Below are 17,375 nucleotides of genomic sequence, written 5' to 3' on the forward strand. Positions count from 1 at the left end.
GCCACCCTAGAGCTCCGGCGCGATCGGCGGGGGCGGCCGGTCGCGTCCGTTGTGCTCGCCGTGTGACCACTTCCCCGCCACAATCGGCGCATGCCACTCTCGAGCACCGCCCAGCAGCTGCTGGACGCCCAGGTCGCCTGGCTGCTGGCCCGGATCAGCGGCGACACGCTGCGCGACGCGCTCAGCGACGACATCGACGACCTGCTGGACGCCGCCACCCGCCTGCAGGTCGACACGCTGGCCGACCCCGACGCGGTGAAGGAGCTGCTGCGCCTCGTGCTGCGCCACGTCCCGCCGAGCGCGGCGGCCAGCACCCTGGTGGGTGTCCTCGCGGACCGGGTGTACGCGGGCCCCGCGGAGCCGTTCACCGCCACCGACCTGATCCGCCGCGAGCACCTGGACGCGCTGGTCGCCGCCGCGCTGTCCCGCCCGGACCTGGCCGCGAAGGTGCTCGACAAGGTCGCCGAGAGCCCGCTGGTCGCGACCCTGGCGTCCCGCTTCCTCTCCCGGGTGCTGAGCGAGGTGCTCGCCACCAACCGGGCGGTGGCCGACCGGATCCCCGGGATGGGCTCACTCATGAACCTCGGCACCAGCATGGCCGGCAACGTCGCCCGCGGGGTGGCCGGCGTCCCCTTGGAGAGCCTGCTCGGCGACACCGCCGGCAAGGGCGCCAGCTTCGCCGTACGACGGCTCAACAAGCTCGTCGTGGAGACCATGTCGGACCCGACCGCGCGGGCGGCGGCGCTGCAGGTGTTCGACCTGTACGCCGACCAGCCGATCGGACGCCCGGGCGCGGAGCCGCCGGTGAGCGCCGAGGAGCTGCACCACGTCGCCGGGCTGCTGCAGGACGTGGTGATCGACGCGGTGGCCGCGGAGCCGGTGCTGACCTTCATCGACGGCGTGGTCGACGGCTTCTTCGCCGTCTACGGCACCGAGAAGCTCTCCACCCTCGTCGAGGACCTCGGCATCAGCCGCGACGACCTCCTCGCCCAGGCCCAGGCTCTGGTGCCGCGGCTGCTGCAGCACGCGGTGGACTCCGGCGAGGCGGAGCGGTTGATCCGGACCCGGCTCGAGCCGTTCTACGCATCCCCCGAGGTCGCCGCGATCCTCGGCGACTGAGGCCCGAGGGCTGGGCCTGAGGGCTGGGGCGCTCAGGCGGTGGCGCCGACCGCCCCGGGCACGGCGTCGACGAGGTCGTGCTCCATCGCCTGCTCGGCCTTGAGCCGCGCCAGCTCGCGGTCGCGGGCGGCGTAGCCGCGCCGGGTGGCGCGCTCGCGGCCCACCAGCAGCAGCCGCGCCTGGTCGGCGGCGAACAGGGCGGGCCGCAGCGCCCGCACCACGTGCTTGGCGCGCCCGTCGGGCACCTCGAGCGCATCCGAGGCCTCGTCGCCGAGGAAGACCCGGGTCATCCCGTACATGGTCCGCACCGCCAGCGTGGAGCGGAACGCTGCGGGACCGGGCAGCATCGTGGCCAGCTGCGGCGCCAGATAGTCCTCGGTGAGCGCGCGGACGAACTCGCGGCTGTAGGCGTCCGGGCCGGGCGAGGTCAGCGCGTAGAGCTCCTCGATCCGCACCTGGTCGGCCTCACACGTCGGGTTGAGCGCCTCCTCCACGCCGATCACGTGCCCCACGTAGCGCCACAGGTGGTAGATGTCGGTGAGCTCGTCGTCGCGCAGCCGGACGCCGAGATCGGCCATCGCGGCCAGCGAGACGTGGCCGAACTCCGCGAGCGTGAACGCCATGTAGGGCTGCGGGATCGGCACGCCCCACGCCGGCTCGTCCCAGTCCACGACCGTACGGCGGATGAAGCGCCGCACGTGCGCGTGGATCATCCGCACCCGAACCGTGTGCTGGAAACCAGGGGCATCGAGCGCCATCCCGCCGCGGCGCACGACCTGGGAGAGCCACGAGCCGACCTCGATGGAGCGCACCGCCGGCTGGTGTCCGTAGCGGCCGGTCAGCAGCAGCGGCTTGGCGGCGATCCAGTTGTCGGCACCGCGCAGCAGCGACGCCGCACCGAGCACCAGCCCCCACTGCGCGGTGTAGCGCACCAGGACGTCGGCGGCCCGGTCCAGCCGGTCCCGGTCGAGCCACTCGGGCTCCCTCGTCAGCTGGGCGAGCAGCGCCTGCACCGTCTCCGGCGGGTCGGCGACGGCGCCGATGCCGTCGGTCATCATCGCCCGGACCGCCTGCGCCGCTCCGGCACCGGCGCTGTCCGCCACCACGGCGTCGGCCAGCGGGTCGGCGCGCCACATCGCGTCCAACCAGGTGGTGCCCGCGGCGCCGTACCGCTGCACGGCCAGGGCTGCGTGGGGCAGCGCGGTCGGGGCCGGGCGGACGCCGTCGGTGCTCATCTCGGCATTGAAGCACCGGGTCGGCGCCGGCGGAAGCGCGTCGCCGCGCAGGATTCTCGGACACGGTTCTGTGGAAACCGCTGCAAAGACCAACAAGAAGGCGTACCACTGTCGGTGATCCCCATCACAGGATCCGTTCCCCCATCACCGAGAGACCGACAGGGAGGGAGCACGATCAATGTGCGACCACACTCCGCGGTGCCCCAGTGCCGACGACCCGGCCTGCTGCAGCGCGCACGTCACCGCCGACCACAACGAGCAGGGGTGGTGTCGGCTGTGCAACGGCGTGATCCTCTTCGACGACGGCGCCTACCTGAGGCCTGACGGGACCGCCGTCAGCCTGCAGCGCTCCGCCTGAGCCGGCGGCCCGAGTCGTCGTTCTCTGAACGGTCGCGATCGGCGACGTACGCTCCTGGGGTATGACCGTTCCGCCGACCGTGCTGGTCACCGGCGCCACCGGCTTCGTGGGGCGCCGCGTGGCCCGCGAGCTGGCCGGCCGCGGGTGGGACGTGCGGGCGATGACCCGTCGCCCGGCGTCGTACGACGGCCCCGGCGAGCCGGTCGGTGCGGACGTCGCCGACGAGGCGTCCCTGGACGCCGCCCTGGCCGGCGTGGACGTCGCGGTCTACCTGGTGCACTCGCTCGACCACGACGACTACGAGGCCCGCGACGCCGCTGCGGCCCGGTCGTTCGGCCGGGCGGCGGCACGGGCCGGGGTCCGCCAGATCGTCTACCTGGGTGGCCTCGGCGCCGAGGGCGCCGACCTCTCCCCGCACCTGCGCTCGCGCCGCGAGGTGGAGGGGCTGCTCGGCGAGGCCGGGGTGCCGGTGACGACGCTGCGGGCCGCGATCGTCGTCGGTCACGGCGGAATCTCCTGGGAGCTGACCCGACAGCTGGTGAAGAACCTGCCGGCGATGGTGGTGCCGCGGTGGACGAGCACCCTGACCCAGCCGATCGCCGTGGACGACGTGGTCGCCTACCTGGCCGGCGTGATCGACAACCCCGACGCGATCGGGCAGGTGTTCGAGATCGGCGGCCCGGAGCAGCTGACCTATCGGGACATGCTGCAGGTCGCCTCCCAGATGGCCTCGGGCCATCCGGTGCGGGTGGTGCAGGTGCCGGTGCTGACGCCGCGGCTGTCGTCGTACTGGTTGGCGCTGGTGACCGACGTGGACGTGACGACCGGGCGCAACCTGATCGACTCCATGTCCACCGAGGTGGTGGTCACCGACGACCGGATCCGCGACGTGGTGCCGCTGGAGCCGCTGCCCTATGAGGAGGCAGTGCGGCGCGCGCTGGAGGAGCGGGCGGCGGCACTGGGCTCCTAGGCGGGGGCTCCTGACGTTCTCACGCGTGGGCGGTGTCAGCCGAACAGCAGCGGCAGCACCAGCAGCATGGCCAACCCCCAGCTGACATGGGTGAGCACGGGCGCGAGGATCCCGCCCGAGGCGCGGCGCTGCAGTCCGACCAGGGTGCCGAGCAGGATCGCCGCGAACGCGAGCATCACGTTGCCGGTGGCGGCGGTGGCGATCACGTAGGCAACCGTGGTCCACAGCACCGGGTGCCGCGGTACGGCGGCGTAGGCGGCGCCGCGGAAGAAGAGCTCCTCGGCGGCGCCGTTGACGGCGGTGACCACCACGAGCACCGGCAGCGCGCCGCGGTCGGCGAAGTCGGTGACGGAGCGGACCTGGTCCTCCAGCCACGGGATCTCGCGGACCACCAGGGCACCGAGGACGAACACCCCCGCCAGGCCCAGCCCGATCACCACCGGCGCGACGACCGGGCGGACCATCCCCTCCCCGCGCAGCCGCGCGATCCGGCCCAGGTGCAACGGCCCCGAGGCGAACGCCCCGACCGTCCACACCGCGGCCAGCGCCAAGGTGCCCACGTAGAACCAGTCGCTGCCCGGCTCGATCCGCAGCGAGACGCCCAGCAGCACCGCCCCGAGGAGCACGGTGAGGACCGTGATGACCTGCCGGCGGCGAAGCACCTCGGGGCTGTCGCGCTGGTCGCGGGGTACGACGTCCCACAGCGAGCGGCGTAGCCAGCGTTGCACCGCGTCCTCCCGTCGGGGCCGCGCGCGGGACGGGTGCGACGGCCTGTTGTCGAAACTACCCAGCGGGCGGTTCGCGGGCGGCTCGAAGGGCCCGGGTTCTGTCGGGGGTCCCGGGAAGAATCTGGTCATGGACCTCAGGACGGCCACCGCGGTGGCGGCGCAGCACGATGACCGGACGGTCGCCGCGCTGCTCGACGCCGTGGCCGACGAGACCCGGCTCCGCCAGGCTTCCCAGGTCCGGGAGTGGACCGCGATCGTGGCGTGGGCGGACCAGAACGTCGTGGATGCACCCGAGCACGCCGCCACCGTCCGTGACTCCTTCGTCGACACCGGGGTGCCCATCGCAGGAGCGGGTGCTCCGCTGGTGTCGGAGTTCAACCTGATGGAGCTCATCGCGGTGCTGGGCCGCTCCCCCGACGGCGGGCGGATCTATGTGGGTCGGATCGTCGAGTGCGCGTGGCGGCTGCCGTTGCTCTATGCGCAGGTGATGGCGGGCCGCGTGGCGACGTGGCGTGCCGAGCGGGTCGCGGAGCTGACCCACGGACTGAACGCCGATGCTGCGGCGTTCGTGGACCGCCAGGTCGCCTCCCGGGCCGGCCGCGTCGGCTGGGCCGAGCTCGAGCGGATCGTCGCCACCGCGATCCTGCGCCACGACCCCGAAGCCGCCGAGGCCCGTCGCAAGGAAGCCGCCGACCACCGGCACTTCGACGTCGGTGAGGCGAACGACAACGGGCTCGCGGTCATCGGCGGTCTCCTCGACGCCGCCGATGCCGCCGACCTCGACGACGCCGTCGGCCGGCGGGCCAGCCTGCTGGGGCGTCTCGGCTCCGAGGACTCCCTCGACGTGCGGCGTGCCGTCGCAGTCGGTGAGCTCGCGCGCAACGACCTCGAGCTCGACCTGCTCACCACCGACGTCGAGACCGGCGAGGTCACCGTCCGTTCCGCCGGCCGCAAGGCCGAGATCGCGGTGCACATCACCGACACGATGCTGGGCGAAACGAACCCCGTGGGCCGCTGGCACGACAGCCGCCGGCCGGTGCTCAAGGACCAGATCCGCGAGTGGCTGCGCACCGCCACCTCGATCACCGTGCAACCGGTGATCGACCTCGCTGGCTGCGACCCGGTCGACCGGTACGAGATCCCCACCAGGCATCGCAAGCAGGTCGAGCTGCGCGACACCACCTGCCGGTTCCCCGGCTGCACCACCCGCGCCGAACGCTGCGACCTCGACCACCGCATCCCCCATTCCGAGGGCGGCCCGACCTGCCCCTGCAACGAGTTCCCGTGCTGCAGGCGACATCACCGCGCCAAGACCCACTCCGACTGGACCTACACCGTCCTCGAACCCGGGAACCTGCTTTGGCGCAGTCCCCACGGGCGCCTCTTCCACGTCGGACCGTCCGGCACGCGGGCACTCGACCTACCGCGGCGGCGAGACCCCGGCGGCTGAGGGCCACCGCCCACTGCTCATCGCCCCGGTGTACGTGGTCGCCCTCACCGTCACCGGCAACCTCGACAACCTGCCCTCAGCACTGGCCGCCGTCGGCACCGTGCTGCTCGCGGCGTGGCTGATCCTCGGCCCCTGGATCTTCCGCCGTCGGGTTGCGCGGGCTCACGGCGGGCGGCACCGCAGCGAGGTGCTGCCCTGGAACCGCGCGCACCGAGGCTGATGACCGGAGCAACACCGGCGCATGGGACCGGTGGGTTGTCGCGCGACTGACCTCTTGCACCCCCTCGCGCGTGTCAGACTGCGCCCGTGTCGCTCTTCCGACCCCGGGTCGCCGCGTTGCCGGCGCCGCGGCGGCGCAGGATCGACGTCGAGCAGTGGGAGCGCCGGTCAGAGGTACCGCTGATCCTGCTTGCGCTCGCGTTCCTTGTCGCCTACGCCTGGCCGGTGCTCGACCCACGGATCGATGCTGACCTGCGCCTCTTCCTGACGTGGGTCTCGTGGGCGGTCTGGGTAGCGTTCGCCGCCGACCTGCTGATCAGGCTCGTGCTCGCGCAGGACCGGCGCCGCTACGCGCTCAGCCATTGGTACGACGTCGCTCTGGTCGCGCTGCCGTTGCTTCGCCCGCTGCGCCTGCTGAGGCTGCTGGCCCTGGTCCGCATCCTCGACCGCTCAGCCTCGTCCAACCTCGCCGGCCGGGTGCTCGTCTACGTCTCGGGAGCGACGAGTCTTGCCGTGCTGCTCGGGTCCCTGGCGGTGCTCGACGCCGAGCGAGACGCCGACGGCGCGAACCTGACCACGTTCGGGGACGCGATCTGGTGGGCGTGCGCGACGGTCACCACCGTGGGATACGGCGACCGCTTCCCGGTGACGCTGGAGGGAAGGCTGGTCGCGGGGGTGCTGATGGTGGTGGGCATCGGGCTCGTGGGCACGGTGACCGCCACCGTGGCGACGTGGATCCTCGGGCGCGTTGCAGAAGAACAGGCAGCCCACCGGAAGGCCAGCGACGAGACCGACACCGCCTCGGTGTCAGCGCCTCCCTCGTCGGGGACACCGACCGAGACTGACGAGCTCCCCGGGTAGGAGTCGAACCTACGTCGCTTGTCCTGATTCAAAGTCAGGCGGGCCCTGCCGGCAGACCAACCGGGGATCGGTGCCCAAAGCCTAGAGCCCGGCGGCACCGCTGGAGCAAATGGCTCAGCGCAGCAGGTCGCGCCCGATGACCATCCGCTGGATCTGGTTGGTGCCCTCGAAGATCTGGGTGACCTTGGCGTCGCGCATCATCCGCTCCACCGGGTACTCGCGGGTGTAGCCGTTGCCGCCGAGCACCTGCACGGCGTCCGTGGTCACCCGCATCGCGGCGTCGGTGGCGGTGAGCTTGGCGATGGAGGCCTGGCGGGAGAAGGGCCGCCCGGCGTCCTTGAGCCGCGCCGCGTGCAGGTACGACGCACGGGCCCGCTCCACCTCCGCAGCCATGTCGGCGAGCAGGAACTGCAGGCCCTGGAACTCCCCGATCGGCTTGCCGAACTGCTGGCGCTCCTTGGCGTACTCCACGGCGTAGGCCAGCGCGCCGTGCGCGATGCCGGTGGCGACGGCAGCGATGCCGAGGCGGCCGGCGTCGAGGGCGGACAGCGCGACCTTCATGCCGGCGCCCTCCTCCCCGATCAGGTTCGCGGCGGGCACCCGGGCGTCGTCGAAGATCACCTGGGTGGTGACGTCGCAGTGCAGGCCCATCTTCTTCTCCGGCGCACCGAAGCTCATGCCTGCGGTGTCGGCCGGGACGACGAACGCGGACAGGCCGCGCTTGGGGTCCTCGGCGGTGCGCGCGAAGAGGATGTAGTAGTCGGCGCAGGAACCGTTGGAGATCCACTGCTTCACGCCCTTGAGGACGTAGTCGTCGCCGTCGCGGCGGGCGGCGGTGCGGATGCCGCTGACGTCGGAGCCGGCCTGCGGCTCGGACAACGCGTAGGCACCCAGCCAGTCACCCGACAGCATCCGCGGCAGCCAGGCCCCACGCACCTCCTGCGAGGCGTTGGCGGCCACGACGGTGGCGGTCAGCGCGTGCACGCTGGTGCCGACCCCGACGCTCGGCCAGGCGGTGGCGATCTCCTCGACCACCTGCAGGTACACCTCGTAGGGCTGCCCGCCCCCGCCGTGCTCCTCGTCGAACGGCAGGCTCAGCAGCCCCGCGCGCCCCAGCAGCCGGTAGGCCGCCGCGGGGAACTCGGCCCGCTCCTCGGCCTCGGCCACCTGCGGCGCCAGCTCCTTGGTCGCGATCTCACGGGCCAGAGCCAGCAGCTCCGTGGCCTCCTCGCTGGGCAGCAGACGGTCGACGGTGGTTCCCATGGCGCCTACCTTCGCACGGTGCTCTCCGCACCCCGCCGGGGGCCGAGGGCCGGCCGGTGTCACTCGCCCGGCTCGGTCGTCCGTCCGCTCGGGGTGGCACTCGGGGTGCCGGAGTCCTCGGCGGCCGGGGTGCCGGCTCCCTGCTCGCCGGGCTCACCGGTCTCGTCCCCGGGCTCGTCGCCGGGCTCGTCCCCGGGCACGGTGTAGTCGAGCGGCACCCAGTCGGCGACGTCGTACCGGCCGTTGGTCTCCAAGGTGACCTCCTGGATCCCCACAGGCCGGCCGTCGCGGTAGGTGAGCAGCGCGAGCCCGGCCGCGCGGCGCAGCTTGGAGCCGATCGCGATGGCGTACGCCGCCCCTCCCGTCGTGCCGACGGTGTAGCGGTAGCCGACGTCGCCGTTCTCCCCCACCACCGCCGTCGGTCCGCTGGAGACGTGCACGTGCCCGCCGAGGACCAGGTCGACGCAGCCGGCGGCCAGCGCGCCGTCGCCGAGGTTGGCGTCGTGCAGGAGCAGGGTGGAGATCCGCTCGCCCTCGTCGTTGGCGGCGCACACCGCTTCGGTCACCCGGTCGGCGACCTCGACGAAGCTCAGGCCGGTCTCGTCGCGCCAGTTGCCCAGGCCGCTCGAGCGCGGGTCGTCGATGCCGAGCAGCCGGGCGCCGCCGGGCCCGTCGACGACGTCCTCGTCGAAGTAGGTCCAGCCCAGGTCGGACATGTGCTTGCGGACGAACGTGCCGTTGTCGTGGTTGCCGGCGACCGCCCAGCGGTCGAGGTCGGCGAAGGCCGCGGAGACCGAGTCCAGGGAGAACGCCTCCCACCGCTCACCGGTGGAGGTGTCGTCGCCGGCGTCGAAGACCGCGGTCGCTCCGCCGGCGTCGGCGATGGCGCGGGCGACCTTGTCCATGCCGACGTTGTCGTGCCGGTCGGAGATCAGCAGGACGACCGTCTCGTCGGCCTTCGGCTGGCGCAGGTCGAGGAAGGCGGCGTCCTCGGCGGCCTCGTTGTAGAAGGCCTTGCTCTTGTCGTAGGTGCTGACCGCGCTCTCGATGAGGCGGCGGGTCTGCTCGGTGGTTGCGTCGCCGGTGACCTGCACCTCGCGCACCTCCTCCGGCAGCGGTACGGCGTCCCCGACGAACTCCGACAGGGTGAGCCACCGCTGCTCCGTGGGCTCGGCGCGGCCCAGCCGGGTGGGCACCACCACCGCGGCGGCCACGACCACCACCAGCGTCACACCGGCCGCGCCGCGCCGGCTGCGCAGGCCTGCGAGCAGCTCGCGGCGCCGGGCGGGCCCGAGCGCCAGCCACGCCAGCAGCGGCACGGCCCCGATGCCGGCGCCCTGCACCGCGGCGGACACCGCCATCGACCGCACGGCGCGCTCCACCACGGCGACCTGGCCGTCAGGGTGGGAGGCGATGGCGGCGTAGCGCTGGGTCAGCTCCTCCACCGAGGCGGTGTCGGACTTGCCCAGGTCCACGGTGACCCCGAGCCGCGAGCCGGAGTCGGTCCGCACGTCGGGCAGCACCGGTCCGGTGTGCAGGACCAGGTCCCCGGAGAAGTCCGGGGAGATCACCGCGTCGTGGCTGGCCAGGTCGATCGAGCGCTCGCTGGCGACGAAGATCGCGAGCCCGGCTGCCGTCGAGCAGACCAGCCACACGAGCACGCCGACCAGGACGCGCAGCACCAGCGCGCGCCGGCCCGGGACCGGGTGCGCTCGCTCCTGCTCCGCCTGTTCCGCCTTCTCGGCCGGCACGGGATCGATAGCGGCCTAGGCGCGCTCGCGGGCGTCCGCGACGGCGTACAGGGCGACGGAGGCGGCGACACCGGCGTTGAGCGACTCCAGCACGCCGGCCATCGGGATGGACAGCAGCCGGTCACAGTTCTCCGCCACCAGCCGGGACAGCCCGTCGCCCTCGGAGCCGACGACGAGCACCAGCGGTCCGGTGACCAGGTCGGTGTCGGCGACGAGCTCGGGCAGGGTCAGGTCGCCGTCGGCGGCCAGGCCCAGCACGAAGCAGCCGGCGTCCTGGTAGGCCTTGATCTGGCGGGTCAGGTTGACCGTCTGCGCGACAGGGCAGCGGGCGGCGGCACCGGCGGAGGTCTTCCACGCGGCGGCGGTCATCGAGGCGGCACGCCGCTCCGGGATGACCACGCCGTGCGCGCCGAACCCGGCGGCGCTGCGCACGATCGCGCCCAGGTTGCGCGGGTCGGTGATCGAGTCGAGGAGCACCACCAGCGGCGCCTCGCCGATCTCGTCGGCGGCGGCCAGCAGGTCGTCCGGGTGCGCGTACTCGTAGGGAGGGATCCGCGCCGCGAGGCCCTGGTGCACGGCGCCGTCGGTGAGCCGGTCCAGCTCGGTGCGGCTGACCTCGAGCAGGCCGACTCCGTTCTCGGCGGCGATGCGGAAGATCTCGCGGAGCCGGTTGTCGCGCTCGGCGCCCTCGGCGACGTACACCGAGGTCACCGGCACCCGCTCGCGCAGCGCCTCCAGCACCGGGTTGCGCCCGGCGATCCACTCCGCGTCACCGGTACGACGCTTCGGCCCGCCCCGCTTGGCGGCGGCGCGCTTCTTGGCCTCGACCGACTTGTGCGCCTTGTGGTACGGACGCTCCACCGCCTTCGGGGTGGGGCCCTTGCCCTCGAGGCCGCGGCGGACGCGGCCGCCGGAGCCGACGCTCGGCTTCTTGCTCGTCTTGCGGATCGCGCCCTTGCGCGAGGAGTTTCCAGCCATGTTCAGCTCACCGTCCAGCTCGGTCCATCAGGGGTGTCGGTGACCTCGATGCCGGCCGACTTGATGCGGTCGCGGATCGCGTCCGCGCGTGCCCAGTCCTTCTCCGCGCGGGCCTGCGCGCGCTCCTCCAGGAGCCCGGCGACCAGCGCGTCCACGGCTGCGGTCAGCCGCTCGGCGTCGTCGCCGCCGCGGCTGCCCCAGGCCGGGTCGTGGGGGTGCACGCCCAGCACGTCGAGCATCGCGGCGACCGCGGCGGCGGCGCCGGTGGCGTCCTCGCCGGCGGCCAGCTGCCGGTTGCCCTCGCGCACGGTCTCGTGCAGCACCGCGACCGCGGCCGGGGTGCCCAGGTCGTCGTCCATCGCCGCGGCGAACGCGGCGGGGACCTCACCGGCGGCAGCCGGGTCGGCGCCGACCCGCTCCAGGAACGACTCGATGCGGCGGTAGCCGACCGCGGCCTCGTCGAGGGCCTCGAACGAGAACTCCACGTGGGAGCGGTAGTGCGCGGCCACGATGTAGTAGCGCAGCTCGACGCCGCGGTAGCTCTTGAGGATCTCGGGGATGCTGAGCGTGTTGCCCAGCGACTTGCTCATCTTCTCGCCCGCGGTGGTGATCCAGGCGTTGTGCATCCAGTACGACGCGAAGCCGCCGCCGGCCGCCCGCGACTGCGCCTGCTCGTTCTCGTGGTGCGGGAAGCGCAGGTCGACGCCGCCGCCGTGGATGTCGAAGGACTCCCCGAGGTACTTGCCGGCCATCGCCGAGCACTCGATGTGCCAGCCCGGCCGGCCCGGGCCCCACGGGCTGGGCCACGACGCGGTGGCGGGCTCGGAGTCCTTGCGGCCCTTCCACAGCGCGAAGTCGCGCGGGTCCCGCTTGCCGCGCGGGTCGGCGTCGGCGGCGGGCTCCATGTCGTCGACGCCCTGCTTCGTGAGCTCGCCGTAGGAGGGCCAGGAGCGGACGTCGAAGTAGACGTCGCCGGAGCCGTCCTCGGCGGCGTACGCGTGGCCGCGCTCGATGAGCCGCTCGATCAGCACGATCATCTCCGGGATGTGCCCGGTGGCGGCCGGCTCGTACGTCGGCGGCGCCACGTTGAGCGCGGCGTACGCCTTGTCGAGCTCGAGCTTCATCGCGTAGGCGAGGTTGTACCAAGGTCGGCCCTGCTCGGCCGACTTCGTCAGGATCTTGTCGTCGATGTCGGTGACGTTGCGGATGAACGTGACCTCGAAGCCGCGGTGGCGCAGCCAGCGCTGCAGCACGTCGAAGTTCACCCCCGAGCGCACGTGGCCCACGTGCGGCTCGCTCTGCACGGTCAGGCCACACACGTACAGCCCGACCTTGCCCTCCTGGAGGGGCACGAAGTCACGGACCTCGCGGGTCGCGGTGTCGTAGAGCCGGATCGTCACGGGGGCCAGTCTAGGGATCCGCGCACCTCCGCCACACATCGTCGTACGGCGGGGGTGGTGGGGTGGGGGTGGGCTGGGTGGGGACTCGGGTTCTTGTAACTACGAGTTATGGCCTCTACCCGGGCGTTGTGGCTACTGCCCGGGTGGTCTACCACCCTGGTAGTGGCCATAACTCGTAGTTACAAGCAGCCCACCCGCCGCCGACCTGTGACAGCTGTGACGCATGTGACGTAACGTGCTGCGGTGCGTCGTTCCCTCCGCGTTGCCCTCCCCGCCGTGGCCCCGGTGGCCATCGCCCTGCTGCTCACCTGCTCGCTGGCGGTGACGCTGATGGTGCTGACCCGCGCCCCGGGCACGCCTGAGGGCGGCGGTGTCTCCGCGGCGGCGGTGGCGGCGCGCCACGTCGACCTGGCCCGCTTCGACTCCGCGGCGCAGTGGCGCACCGGGAAGGTGCGCGGGCTGAAGGTGACCAATGCGGGCAACCTGGCGTTCGAGAAGGGCGCGTCGCGCAAGCGCACCGCCGGCCGAACGTACGACGTGGGCCGCTGGGTCAGCCCCTGGGTGACGCCGGGGTTCTCGTTCACCGAGCTGATCCCGTCGTTCTCCGCCCGCACCCCGGGCGCGGCCTGGATCGACGTGCGGGTGCGCGGACGCGGGCCGGGCGGGACCACCAGCTGGGACGTGATGGCGCGGTGGGCGGACAAGGACAAGGTGATCAAGCCTCGCTCGGTCTCCGGGCAGGGCGACGACGCCACGTCGGTCGCGGTGGACACGTGGCGCACGCCGGGGCTGACGTCGTACCAGCTGCAGGTGCGCATCTACCGGACCGCGGGTGCCACGTCGGTGCCCAAGCTCGACCTGGTCACCGCGATGACCTCCCGGCTGCCGGCGAAGGCGGGCGCCACCTCGCGGCCGGTCTCGGCGAAGGCCGTCGAGCTCGCCGTGCCGCGCTACTCGCAGATGACGCACGTGGGGCACTACCCGAAGTGGGGCAACGGCGGGGAGGCGTGGTGCTCGCCGACGTCGGCGTCGATGGTGCTGGGCTGGTACGGCCGGTTGCCGAAGGCCTCGGAGTGGGCGTGGGTCTCCAAGCCGCACACCGACCCGTGGGTCGACCTGGCCGCGCGCCGTACCTATGACCACGCCTACCGCGGCACCGGCAACTGGACCTTCACCACCGCGTGGGCGGCCCGCAAGGCCGGCAAGGGGTTCGTCACCCGGCTGCGCGACCTGCGTGAGGCCGAGCGGCTGGTCCGCGCCGGCATCCCGCCGGTGGTCTCGATCGCCTACCGCGCCGGGGAGCTCACCGGCTCCCCGATCCGCTCCAGCAACGGCCACCTGCTCGTCGTCGTCGGCTTCACCGCCGACGGCTCCGTGGTCGCCAACGACCCGGCGGCACCCACCCGCGCCGGCGTGCGCCGGGTCTACGACCGGGCGCAGTTCGAGCGGCTGTGGCTCAACGCCTCCGGCGGGATGGCGTACGTGATCCACGACGCCGCGCACCCGCTGCCCGCCTCGAGCGGCAACTGGTGACGGCGGGGCGCTAGGAACCGTCTCCCAAGAGAATTCGTCGAGATCCGGCCGAATCACGACGAATTCGCTTGGGAAGCGGAGCGCCCGGAGCGCCCGGAGCGTCAGCAGCCGTAGCCGCCGTCGACGTCCAGCTTCTGGCCGCTGATGAACGCCGCCCGGGGCGAGGCGAGGAAGCAGACGGCCTCCGCGATATCGGTGGCGGTGCCGAAGGTGCGCAGCGGGATGTTGCCGCGGGTCACCTCGAGCGCCCGCTCGTCGAGGTCTCCGGAGGCGATGAGGCGTTCGGCCATGCCGTCGGTGAGCATGCCGGGGCCGACCGCGTTCACCCGCACGCCGTACCGGCCCTCCTCGGCGGCCAGGCCGCGCACCAGCGCCTCGACCGCGGCCTTGGGGGTCGAGGACAGCCCGTCGCGTACCGGGAACCGTGCGGTCGCGGCGGTGGTGACGGCGGTCAGCGAGCCGCGGCTCGCGCGCAGGTACGGCAGCGCGGCGTGGGCGACGGCGAAGAAGCCGGCGCTGTCCACCGCGAGCTGGGCGGCCATCTGTGCCGGCGGCACCATGGAGAGGTGCGTCATCGGCACGTGCGGGCCGGCGGCGTGGACCACGGTGTGCAGCCCGCCCAGCTCGGCCGCGGCGTGGTCGACGACGCGGGGCACGGCGTCGAGGTCACCCAGGTCCAGCCCGTACGACGCCTCGCCCACCTCACCGGGCCGGGTGTGGTGGGTGACCGCGACCCGGGCGCCGCGCTCGGCGAGCAGCGCGGCGACGGCGCGACCCAGTCCACCCGAGCCGCCGACGACGAGCGCACCGCCGGGAAGCTCGGCGAAGTCGCCGACGTGCGCGCTCATCCGTTCACCGTGACCTGGATGGTGTCCCAGCCGGTGGCGCCGTCGGGCAGCACGTCGGCCACCGCACCGGTCTGCGGCTCACCGTCCGCGGCGATGGCACGCACCCGCAGCTCGTGGGTGCCCGGCTCGAGGTCGAGCACGGCGCGCCACTGCACCCAGGTGTCGGTGTTCGGGGTGCGGGCGATCTCGGCGGGCTGCCAGCGGCCGCCGTCGACCTGCACCTGGACCCCGGAGATGCCGGTCTGCTGGAACCAGGCGACGCCGGCGCAGACGACCTCGCCGGCCAGCACCTCCTCGCCGTTGCTCGGGACCTCGATCTTGGAGGAGATCTTGACCGGTCCCCGCTCGCCCCAGCCCTTGCCGGTCCAGTAGGCGGAGATGTCGTCGAACCGGGTGACCTCCAGGTCGACGACCCACTTGGTGGCGGAGACGTAGCCGTACAGGCCGGGCACGATGGTGCGCACCGGGAAGCCGTGCTCGATGGGCAGCGGCTCGCCGTTCATCGCCACCGCGAGCATCGCGTTGCGACCGTCGGTGAGCGCGGACAGCGGCGTGCCGCACGTCCAGCCGTCGGCGGAGGTCTGCAGCACCGCGTCGGCGTCGGGGTGCGGTCCGGCGGCCTCCAGCAGCCCGGCCAACCGGACCCCGCTCCACCAGGCGTTGCCGATCAGGTCCCCGCCGACCTCGTTGGACACGCAGTTGAGCGTGATCCAGTCCTCGGTGATCTCCCGGGAGACCAGGTCGCGGTAGCTCAAGGTGATCTCACGCTCGACCATGCCGTGGATGCGCAGCTGCCAGTCGGCAGCCTCGATGGTGGGCTTGATGAAGGCGGTGTCGATCAGGTAGAAGCGGTCGCTCGGCGTCTGCCACGGGGAGATCCCCTCCAGGCCGAAGCTCACCCCGTCGGGCAGGTCGGGTGCGGTGACGCCCTCCAGGCGCAGCAGCCGGCGACTGGCCTCGGTCCGGCGGCGGGCGTCGCCGGCCAGCCGGCCGACCAGCCCGCCCGCCACGGAGACGCCGCCGGTGATCCCGGCGAGGACGAAGAAGGTGCGGCGGGTCTGAGCGCGCTCGCGGGCCGCGCCCTCGCCGCCGTCGGTCAGCTCCCACCGGCGCAGCCACTGCGCCAGCACGGCCATGGCGACCAGCCAGGCCACCAGCCCCCCGGCGACCGGTACGACGTCGTTGACCCCGGGGTTCGGCTTCGCGAGCACGGCGACGGCGCCGATCGCGGCGAGGGCGCCGTACCCCAGCATCGTCAGCCACCAGCGGCGTCGCGCCGCCCGGCCGAGCAGCACGAACACGACCGCGAGGAAGAGCAGGATGCCGAGGACGAGGATCTTCTTGTCAGCCTTGTCGAAGGCCCCGATCGCCCACGTGACCACCGGGCCCGGGGCCAGGTCGGCGATGCCCTCGGCGACGGCGACGACCGGGGACTCCCGCACGTGCAGCAGCGCCGCGGCGGCGTAGCTGAGGGCGAGACCGAGCACGCCGGCCAGCAGGCCGGCCAGTGCCCACCAGCCTCCTCGGGATGTCCTCACCCGCCCGATTCTGCACTCCGGCATGATCGAGGCGTGAACCCACCACTCGACGAGAGCGTCTCCGCTGCCGTCTCCGCCGCCGTCGAGGCCGCCCTCGACGATGCGGTCACCGCCGCCGTCGGTACGGCGCTCGCGGGCCTGCGCACCGGCATCGGTACCGACGTGCACCGCCTCGTGCCCCGCGCCGAGGGTGACGCGCCGATGGCGCTGGGCGGACTGGAGTGGCCTGATGAGCCGCATCGCCTCGAGGGCCACTCGGACGCCGACGTCGCGGCGCACGCGGTGTGCGACGCGCTGCTGTCGGCGGCCGGGCTGGGCGACCTGGGGAGCAACTTCGGCACCTCCGAGCCGCAGTGGGCCGGGGCCAGCGGGGCGACGCTGCTCGCCGAGACCCGCAGCCGGGTCGAGGACGCCGGGTTCCGGGTCCTCGACGTGGCGGTGCAGGTGATCGGCAACGCCCCGCGGGTGGGACCGCGGCGCGCCGAGGCCGAGCTGGCGCTCGGTGGCGTGCTGGGGGCGCCGGTGTCGCTGTCGGCCACCACCACCGACGGCCTGGGCCTGACCGGGCGCGGCGAGGGCGTGGCCGCCGTCGCGACGGCGCTGCTCAGCGCCGTCGAGGTCCAGCTGGCCTGACGCTCAGGCGGGGCGTTCCTTGCGGCTCGGGGTCTCCCCCACCTTGCGGTGCCCGACCAGCACGACACCCTCCACCACCTTGATGTCGTACGCCGGCACGGCGGCGTGCACGTCGTCCAGGCAGCGTCCGGTGCGCAGGTCGAAGGCGTGCCGGTGTGCCGGGGAGGCGACGAAGGGGACCTCGCCGCGCGTGCCGACGATGCCCTTCGAGATGCCGCCGACGGCGTTGCGGGCGAACGGGTCATGGTTGCCGAGGGCGTACACCGTGTCGTCGGCGATGCGGAAGATCGCGATCGCCTGTCCGTGCACCAGCGCGGTCACGCCCCGATCGACCTCAAGCTCTGCCAACCGGCAGACCGGCTGCCACTCCTCAACGGTCTCCCGAGCAGTCATGAGCCTGAAGGTAGGTCGCGTGTGTTCTCACCCGGGTTTCGTCATGTAACGAGCAGGAAAACGCTGCCGGCTCGGCGGCCCGGGCCGGCCGATACCCT

At 73.1% G+C, this 17,375-nt stretch carries 17 protein-coding genes and 1 tRNA gene; 8 read left to right on the forward strand and 10 right to left on the reverse strand.

Features of this window, described 5'->3' with window-relative positions; translation table 11 throughout:
- Positions 1-90: 90 nt before the first annotated feature.
- Positions 91-1,119 carry a hypothetical protein gene (locus KG111_RS15175; RefSeq protein WP_205289619.1) on the forward strand — a complete coding sequence of 343 codons (1,029 nt, stop codon included), beginning with the start codon at positions 91-93 and terminating at the stop codon, positions 1,117-1,119.
- Between the two features lie 32 nt (positions 1,120-1,151).
- Here KG111_RS15175 and KG111_RS15180 read toward each other — a convergent pair whose 3' ends face one another.
- The gene (locus KG111_RS15180) at positions 1,152-2,354 is read right to left on the reverse strand and encodes an oxygenase MpaB family protein (protein ID WP_205289620.1); all 1,203 of its coding nucleotides are present in this window, start codon (positions 2,352-2,354) and stop codon (positions 1,152-1,154) included.
- Positions 2,355-2,532: 178 nt separating this feature from the next.
- On the opposite strand from KG111_RS15180, the gene KG111_RS15185 reads away from it, so the two are divergent.
- Together KG111_RS15185 and KG111_RS15190 are read left to right on the forward strand one after the other, a co-directional pair.
- On the forward strand, positions 2,533-2,712 hold the full coding sequence (locus KG111_RS15185) for a DUF5999 family protein (protein ID WP_205289621.1): 180 nt from the start codon (positions 2,533-2,535) through the stop codon (positions 2,710-2,712).
- Between the two features lie 61 nt (positions 2,713-2,773).
- Positions 2,774-3,682, forward strand: coding sequence for an NAD(P)H-binding protein (locus tag KG111_RS15190; protein ID WP_205289622.1), 909 nt, complete (start codon positions 2,774-2,776; stop codon positions 3,680-3,682).
- Positions 3,683-3,717: 35 nt separating this feature from the next.
- Here KG111_RS15190 and KG111_RS15195 read toward each other — a convergent pair whose 3' ends face one another.
- Positions 3,718-4,410, reverse strand: coding sequence for a CPBP family intramembrane glutamic endopeptidase (locus KG111_RS15195; RefSeq protein WP_205289623.1), 693 nt, complete (start codon positions 4,408-4,410; stop codon positions 3,718-3,720).
- Positions 4,411-4,537: 127 nt separating this feature from the next.
- Here KG111_RS15195 and KG111_RS15200 point away from each other — a divergent pair, with 127 nt between their 5' ends.
- From KG111_RS15200 to KG111_RS15210, 3 genes are all read left to right on the forward strand, one after another.
- Positions 4,538-5,860, forward strand: coding sequence for an HNH endonuclease signature motif containing protein (locus KG111_RS15200; RefSeq protein WP_205289624.1), 1,323 nt, complete (start codon positions 4,538-4,540; stop codon positions 5,858-5,860).
- Between the two features lie 28 nt (positions 5,861-5,888).
- Entirely contained in the window at positions 5,889-6,080 is a 192-nt protein-coding gene (locus KG111_RS15205) for a hypothetical protein (protein ID WP_205289625.1), read from the forward strand.
- Positions 6,081-6,166: 86 nt separating this feature from the next.
- Positions 6,167-6,940: a potassium channel family protein gene (locus KG111_RS15210; protein ID WP_205289626.1), complete on the forward strand. Its 774-nt coding sequence runs from the start codon at positions 6,167-6,169 to the stop codon at positions 6,938-6,940.
- Here the strand turns inward: KG111_RS15210 and KG111_RS15215 are convergent.
- The 5 genes from KG111_RS15215 to cysS all read right to left on the reverse strand — a co-directional run bounded on the left by KG111_RS15215 (position 6,929) and on the right by cysS (position 12,332).
- Positions 6,929-7,007: transfer RNA gene (locus tag KG111_RS15215), tRNA-Gln, on the reverse strand. The genes KG111_RS15210 and KG111_RS15215 overlap by 12 nt on opposite strands.
- A gap of 47 nt (positions 7,008-7,054) precedes the next feature.
- A complete protein-coding gene (locus KG111_RS15220) occupies positions 7,055-8,203 on the reverse strand; it encodes an acyl-CoA dehydrogenase family protein (RefSeq protein ID WP_205289627.1) in 1,149 nt (382 codons plus the stop codon).
- A gap of 59 nt (positions 8,204-8,262) precedes the next feature.
- The gene (locus KG111_RS15225) at positions 8,263-9,954 is read right to left on the reverse strand and encodes a metallophosphoesterase (RefSeq protein ID WP_205289628.1); all 1,692 of its coding nucleotides are present in this window, start codon (positions 9,952-9,954) and stop codon (positions 8,263-8,265) included.
- Between the two features lie 15 nt (positions 9,955-9,969).
- Positions 9,970-10,932, reverse strand: coding sequence for a 23S rRNA (guanosine(2251)-2'-O)-methyltransferase RlmB (gene rlmB / locus KG111_RS15230; RefSeq protein ID WP_205289629.1), 963 nt, complete (start codon positions 10,930-10,932; stop codon positions 9,970-9,972).
- Between the two features lie 2 nt (positions 10,933-10,934).
- Positions 10,935-12,332, reverse strand: a complete 1,398-nt coding sequence (cysS, locus tag KG111_RS15235; RefSeq protein ID WP_432806865.1) for a cysteine--tRNA ligase — start codon at positions 12,330-12,332, stop codon at positions 10,935-10,937.
- Between the two features lie 243 nt (positions 12,333-12,575).
- Here cysS and KG111_RS15240 point away from each other — a divergent pair, with 243 nt between their 5' ends.
- Positions 12,576-13,865, forward strand: coding sequence for a C39 family peptidase (locus KG111_RS15240; protein ID WP_205289631.1), 1,290 nt, complete (start codon positions 12,576-12,578; stop codon positions 13,863-13,865).
- Between the two features lie 101 nt (positions 13,866-13,966).
- Here KG111_RS15240 and KG111_RS15245 read toward each other — a convergent pair whose 3' ends face one another.
- Together KG111_RS15245 and KG111_RS15250 are read right to left on the reverse strand one after the other, a co-directional pair.
- A complete protein-coding gene (locus tag KG111_RS15245; protein ID WP_205289632.1) occupies positions 13,967-14,713 on the reverse strand; it encodes an SDR family NAD(P)-dependent oxidoreductase in 747 nt (248 codons plus the stop codon).
- Positions 14,710-16,251, reverse strand: a complete 1,542-nt coding sequence (locus tag KG111_RS15250; RefSeq protein WP_249666160.1) for a molybdopterin-dependent oxidoreductase — start codon at positions 16,249-16,251, stop codon at positions 14,710-14,712. The genes KG111_RS15245 and KG111_RS15250 overlap by 4 nt, the downstream gene beginning before the upstream one ends.
- A 138-nt stretch (positions 16,252-16,389) precedes the next feature.
- Here KG111_RS15250 and ispF point away from each other — a divergent pair, with 138 nt between their 5' ends.
- Positions 16,390-16,884 (forward strand): 2-C-methyl-D-erythritol 2,4-cyclodiphosphate synthase, encoded by a 495-nt coding sequence (gene ispF / locus KG111_RS15255; RefSeq protein ID WP_205290020.1) that lies wholly within the window; start codon positions 16,390-16,392, stop codon positions 16,882-16,884.
- A 3-nt stretch (positions 16,885-16,887) separates the two neighbouring features.
- Here the strand turns inward: ispF and nirD are convergent, their stop codons facing one another.
- Complete coding sequence (gene nirD, locus KG111_RS15260; protein ID WP_205289634.1) at positions 16,888-17,277, reverse strand: nitrite reductase small subunit NirD; 390 nt, start codon at positions 17,275-17,277, stop codon at positions 16,888-16,890.
- Between the last annotated feature and the right edge of the window lie 98 nt (positions 17,278-17,375).

This window comes from Nocardioides faecalis (assembly GCF_018388425.1).
Taxonomy (GTDB): domain Bacteria; phylum Actinomycetota; class Actinomycetes; order Propionibacteriales; family Nocardioidaceae; genus Nocardioides; species Nocardioides faecalis.

Coding starts and splice junctions, on each gene's coding strand:
- KG111_RS15175 (WP_205289619.1), top strand. CDS start 91: ATGCCACTCTCGAGCACCGCCCAGCAGCTGCTGGACGCCCAGGTCGCC.
- KG111_RS15180 (WP_205289620.1), bottom strand. CDS start 2,354: ATGAGCACCGACGGCGTCCGCCCGGCCCCGACCGCGCTGCCCCACGCA.
- KG111_RS15185 (WP_205289621.1), top strand. CDS start 2,533: ATGTGCGACCACACTCCGCGGTGCCCCAGTGCCGACGACCCGGCCTGC.
- KG111_RS15190 (WP_205289622.1), top strand. CDS start 2,774: ATGACCGTTCCGCCGACCGTGCTGGTCACCGGCGCCACCGGCTTCGTG.
- KG111_RS15200 (WP_205289624.1), top strand. CDS start 4,538: ATGGACCTCAGGACGGCCACCGCGGTGGCGGCGCAGCACGATGACCGG.
- KG111_RS15220 (WP_205289627.1), bottom strand. CDS start 8,203: ATGGGAACCACCGTCGACCGTCTGCTGCCCAGCGAGGAGGCCACGGAG.
- rlmB (WP_205289629.1), bottom strand. CDS start 10,932: ATGGCTGGAAACTCCTCGCGCAAGGGCGCGATCCGCAAGACGAGCAAG.
- KG111_RS15245 (WP_205289632.1), bottom strand. CDS start 14,713: ATGAGCGCGCACGTCGGCGACTTCGCCGAGCTTCCCGGCGGTGCGCTC.
- nirD (WP_205289634.1), bottom strand. CDS start 17,277: ATGACTGCTCGGGAGACCGTTGAGGAGTGGCAGCCGGTCTGCCGGTTG.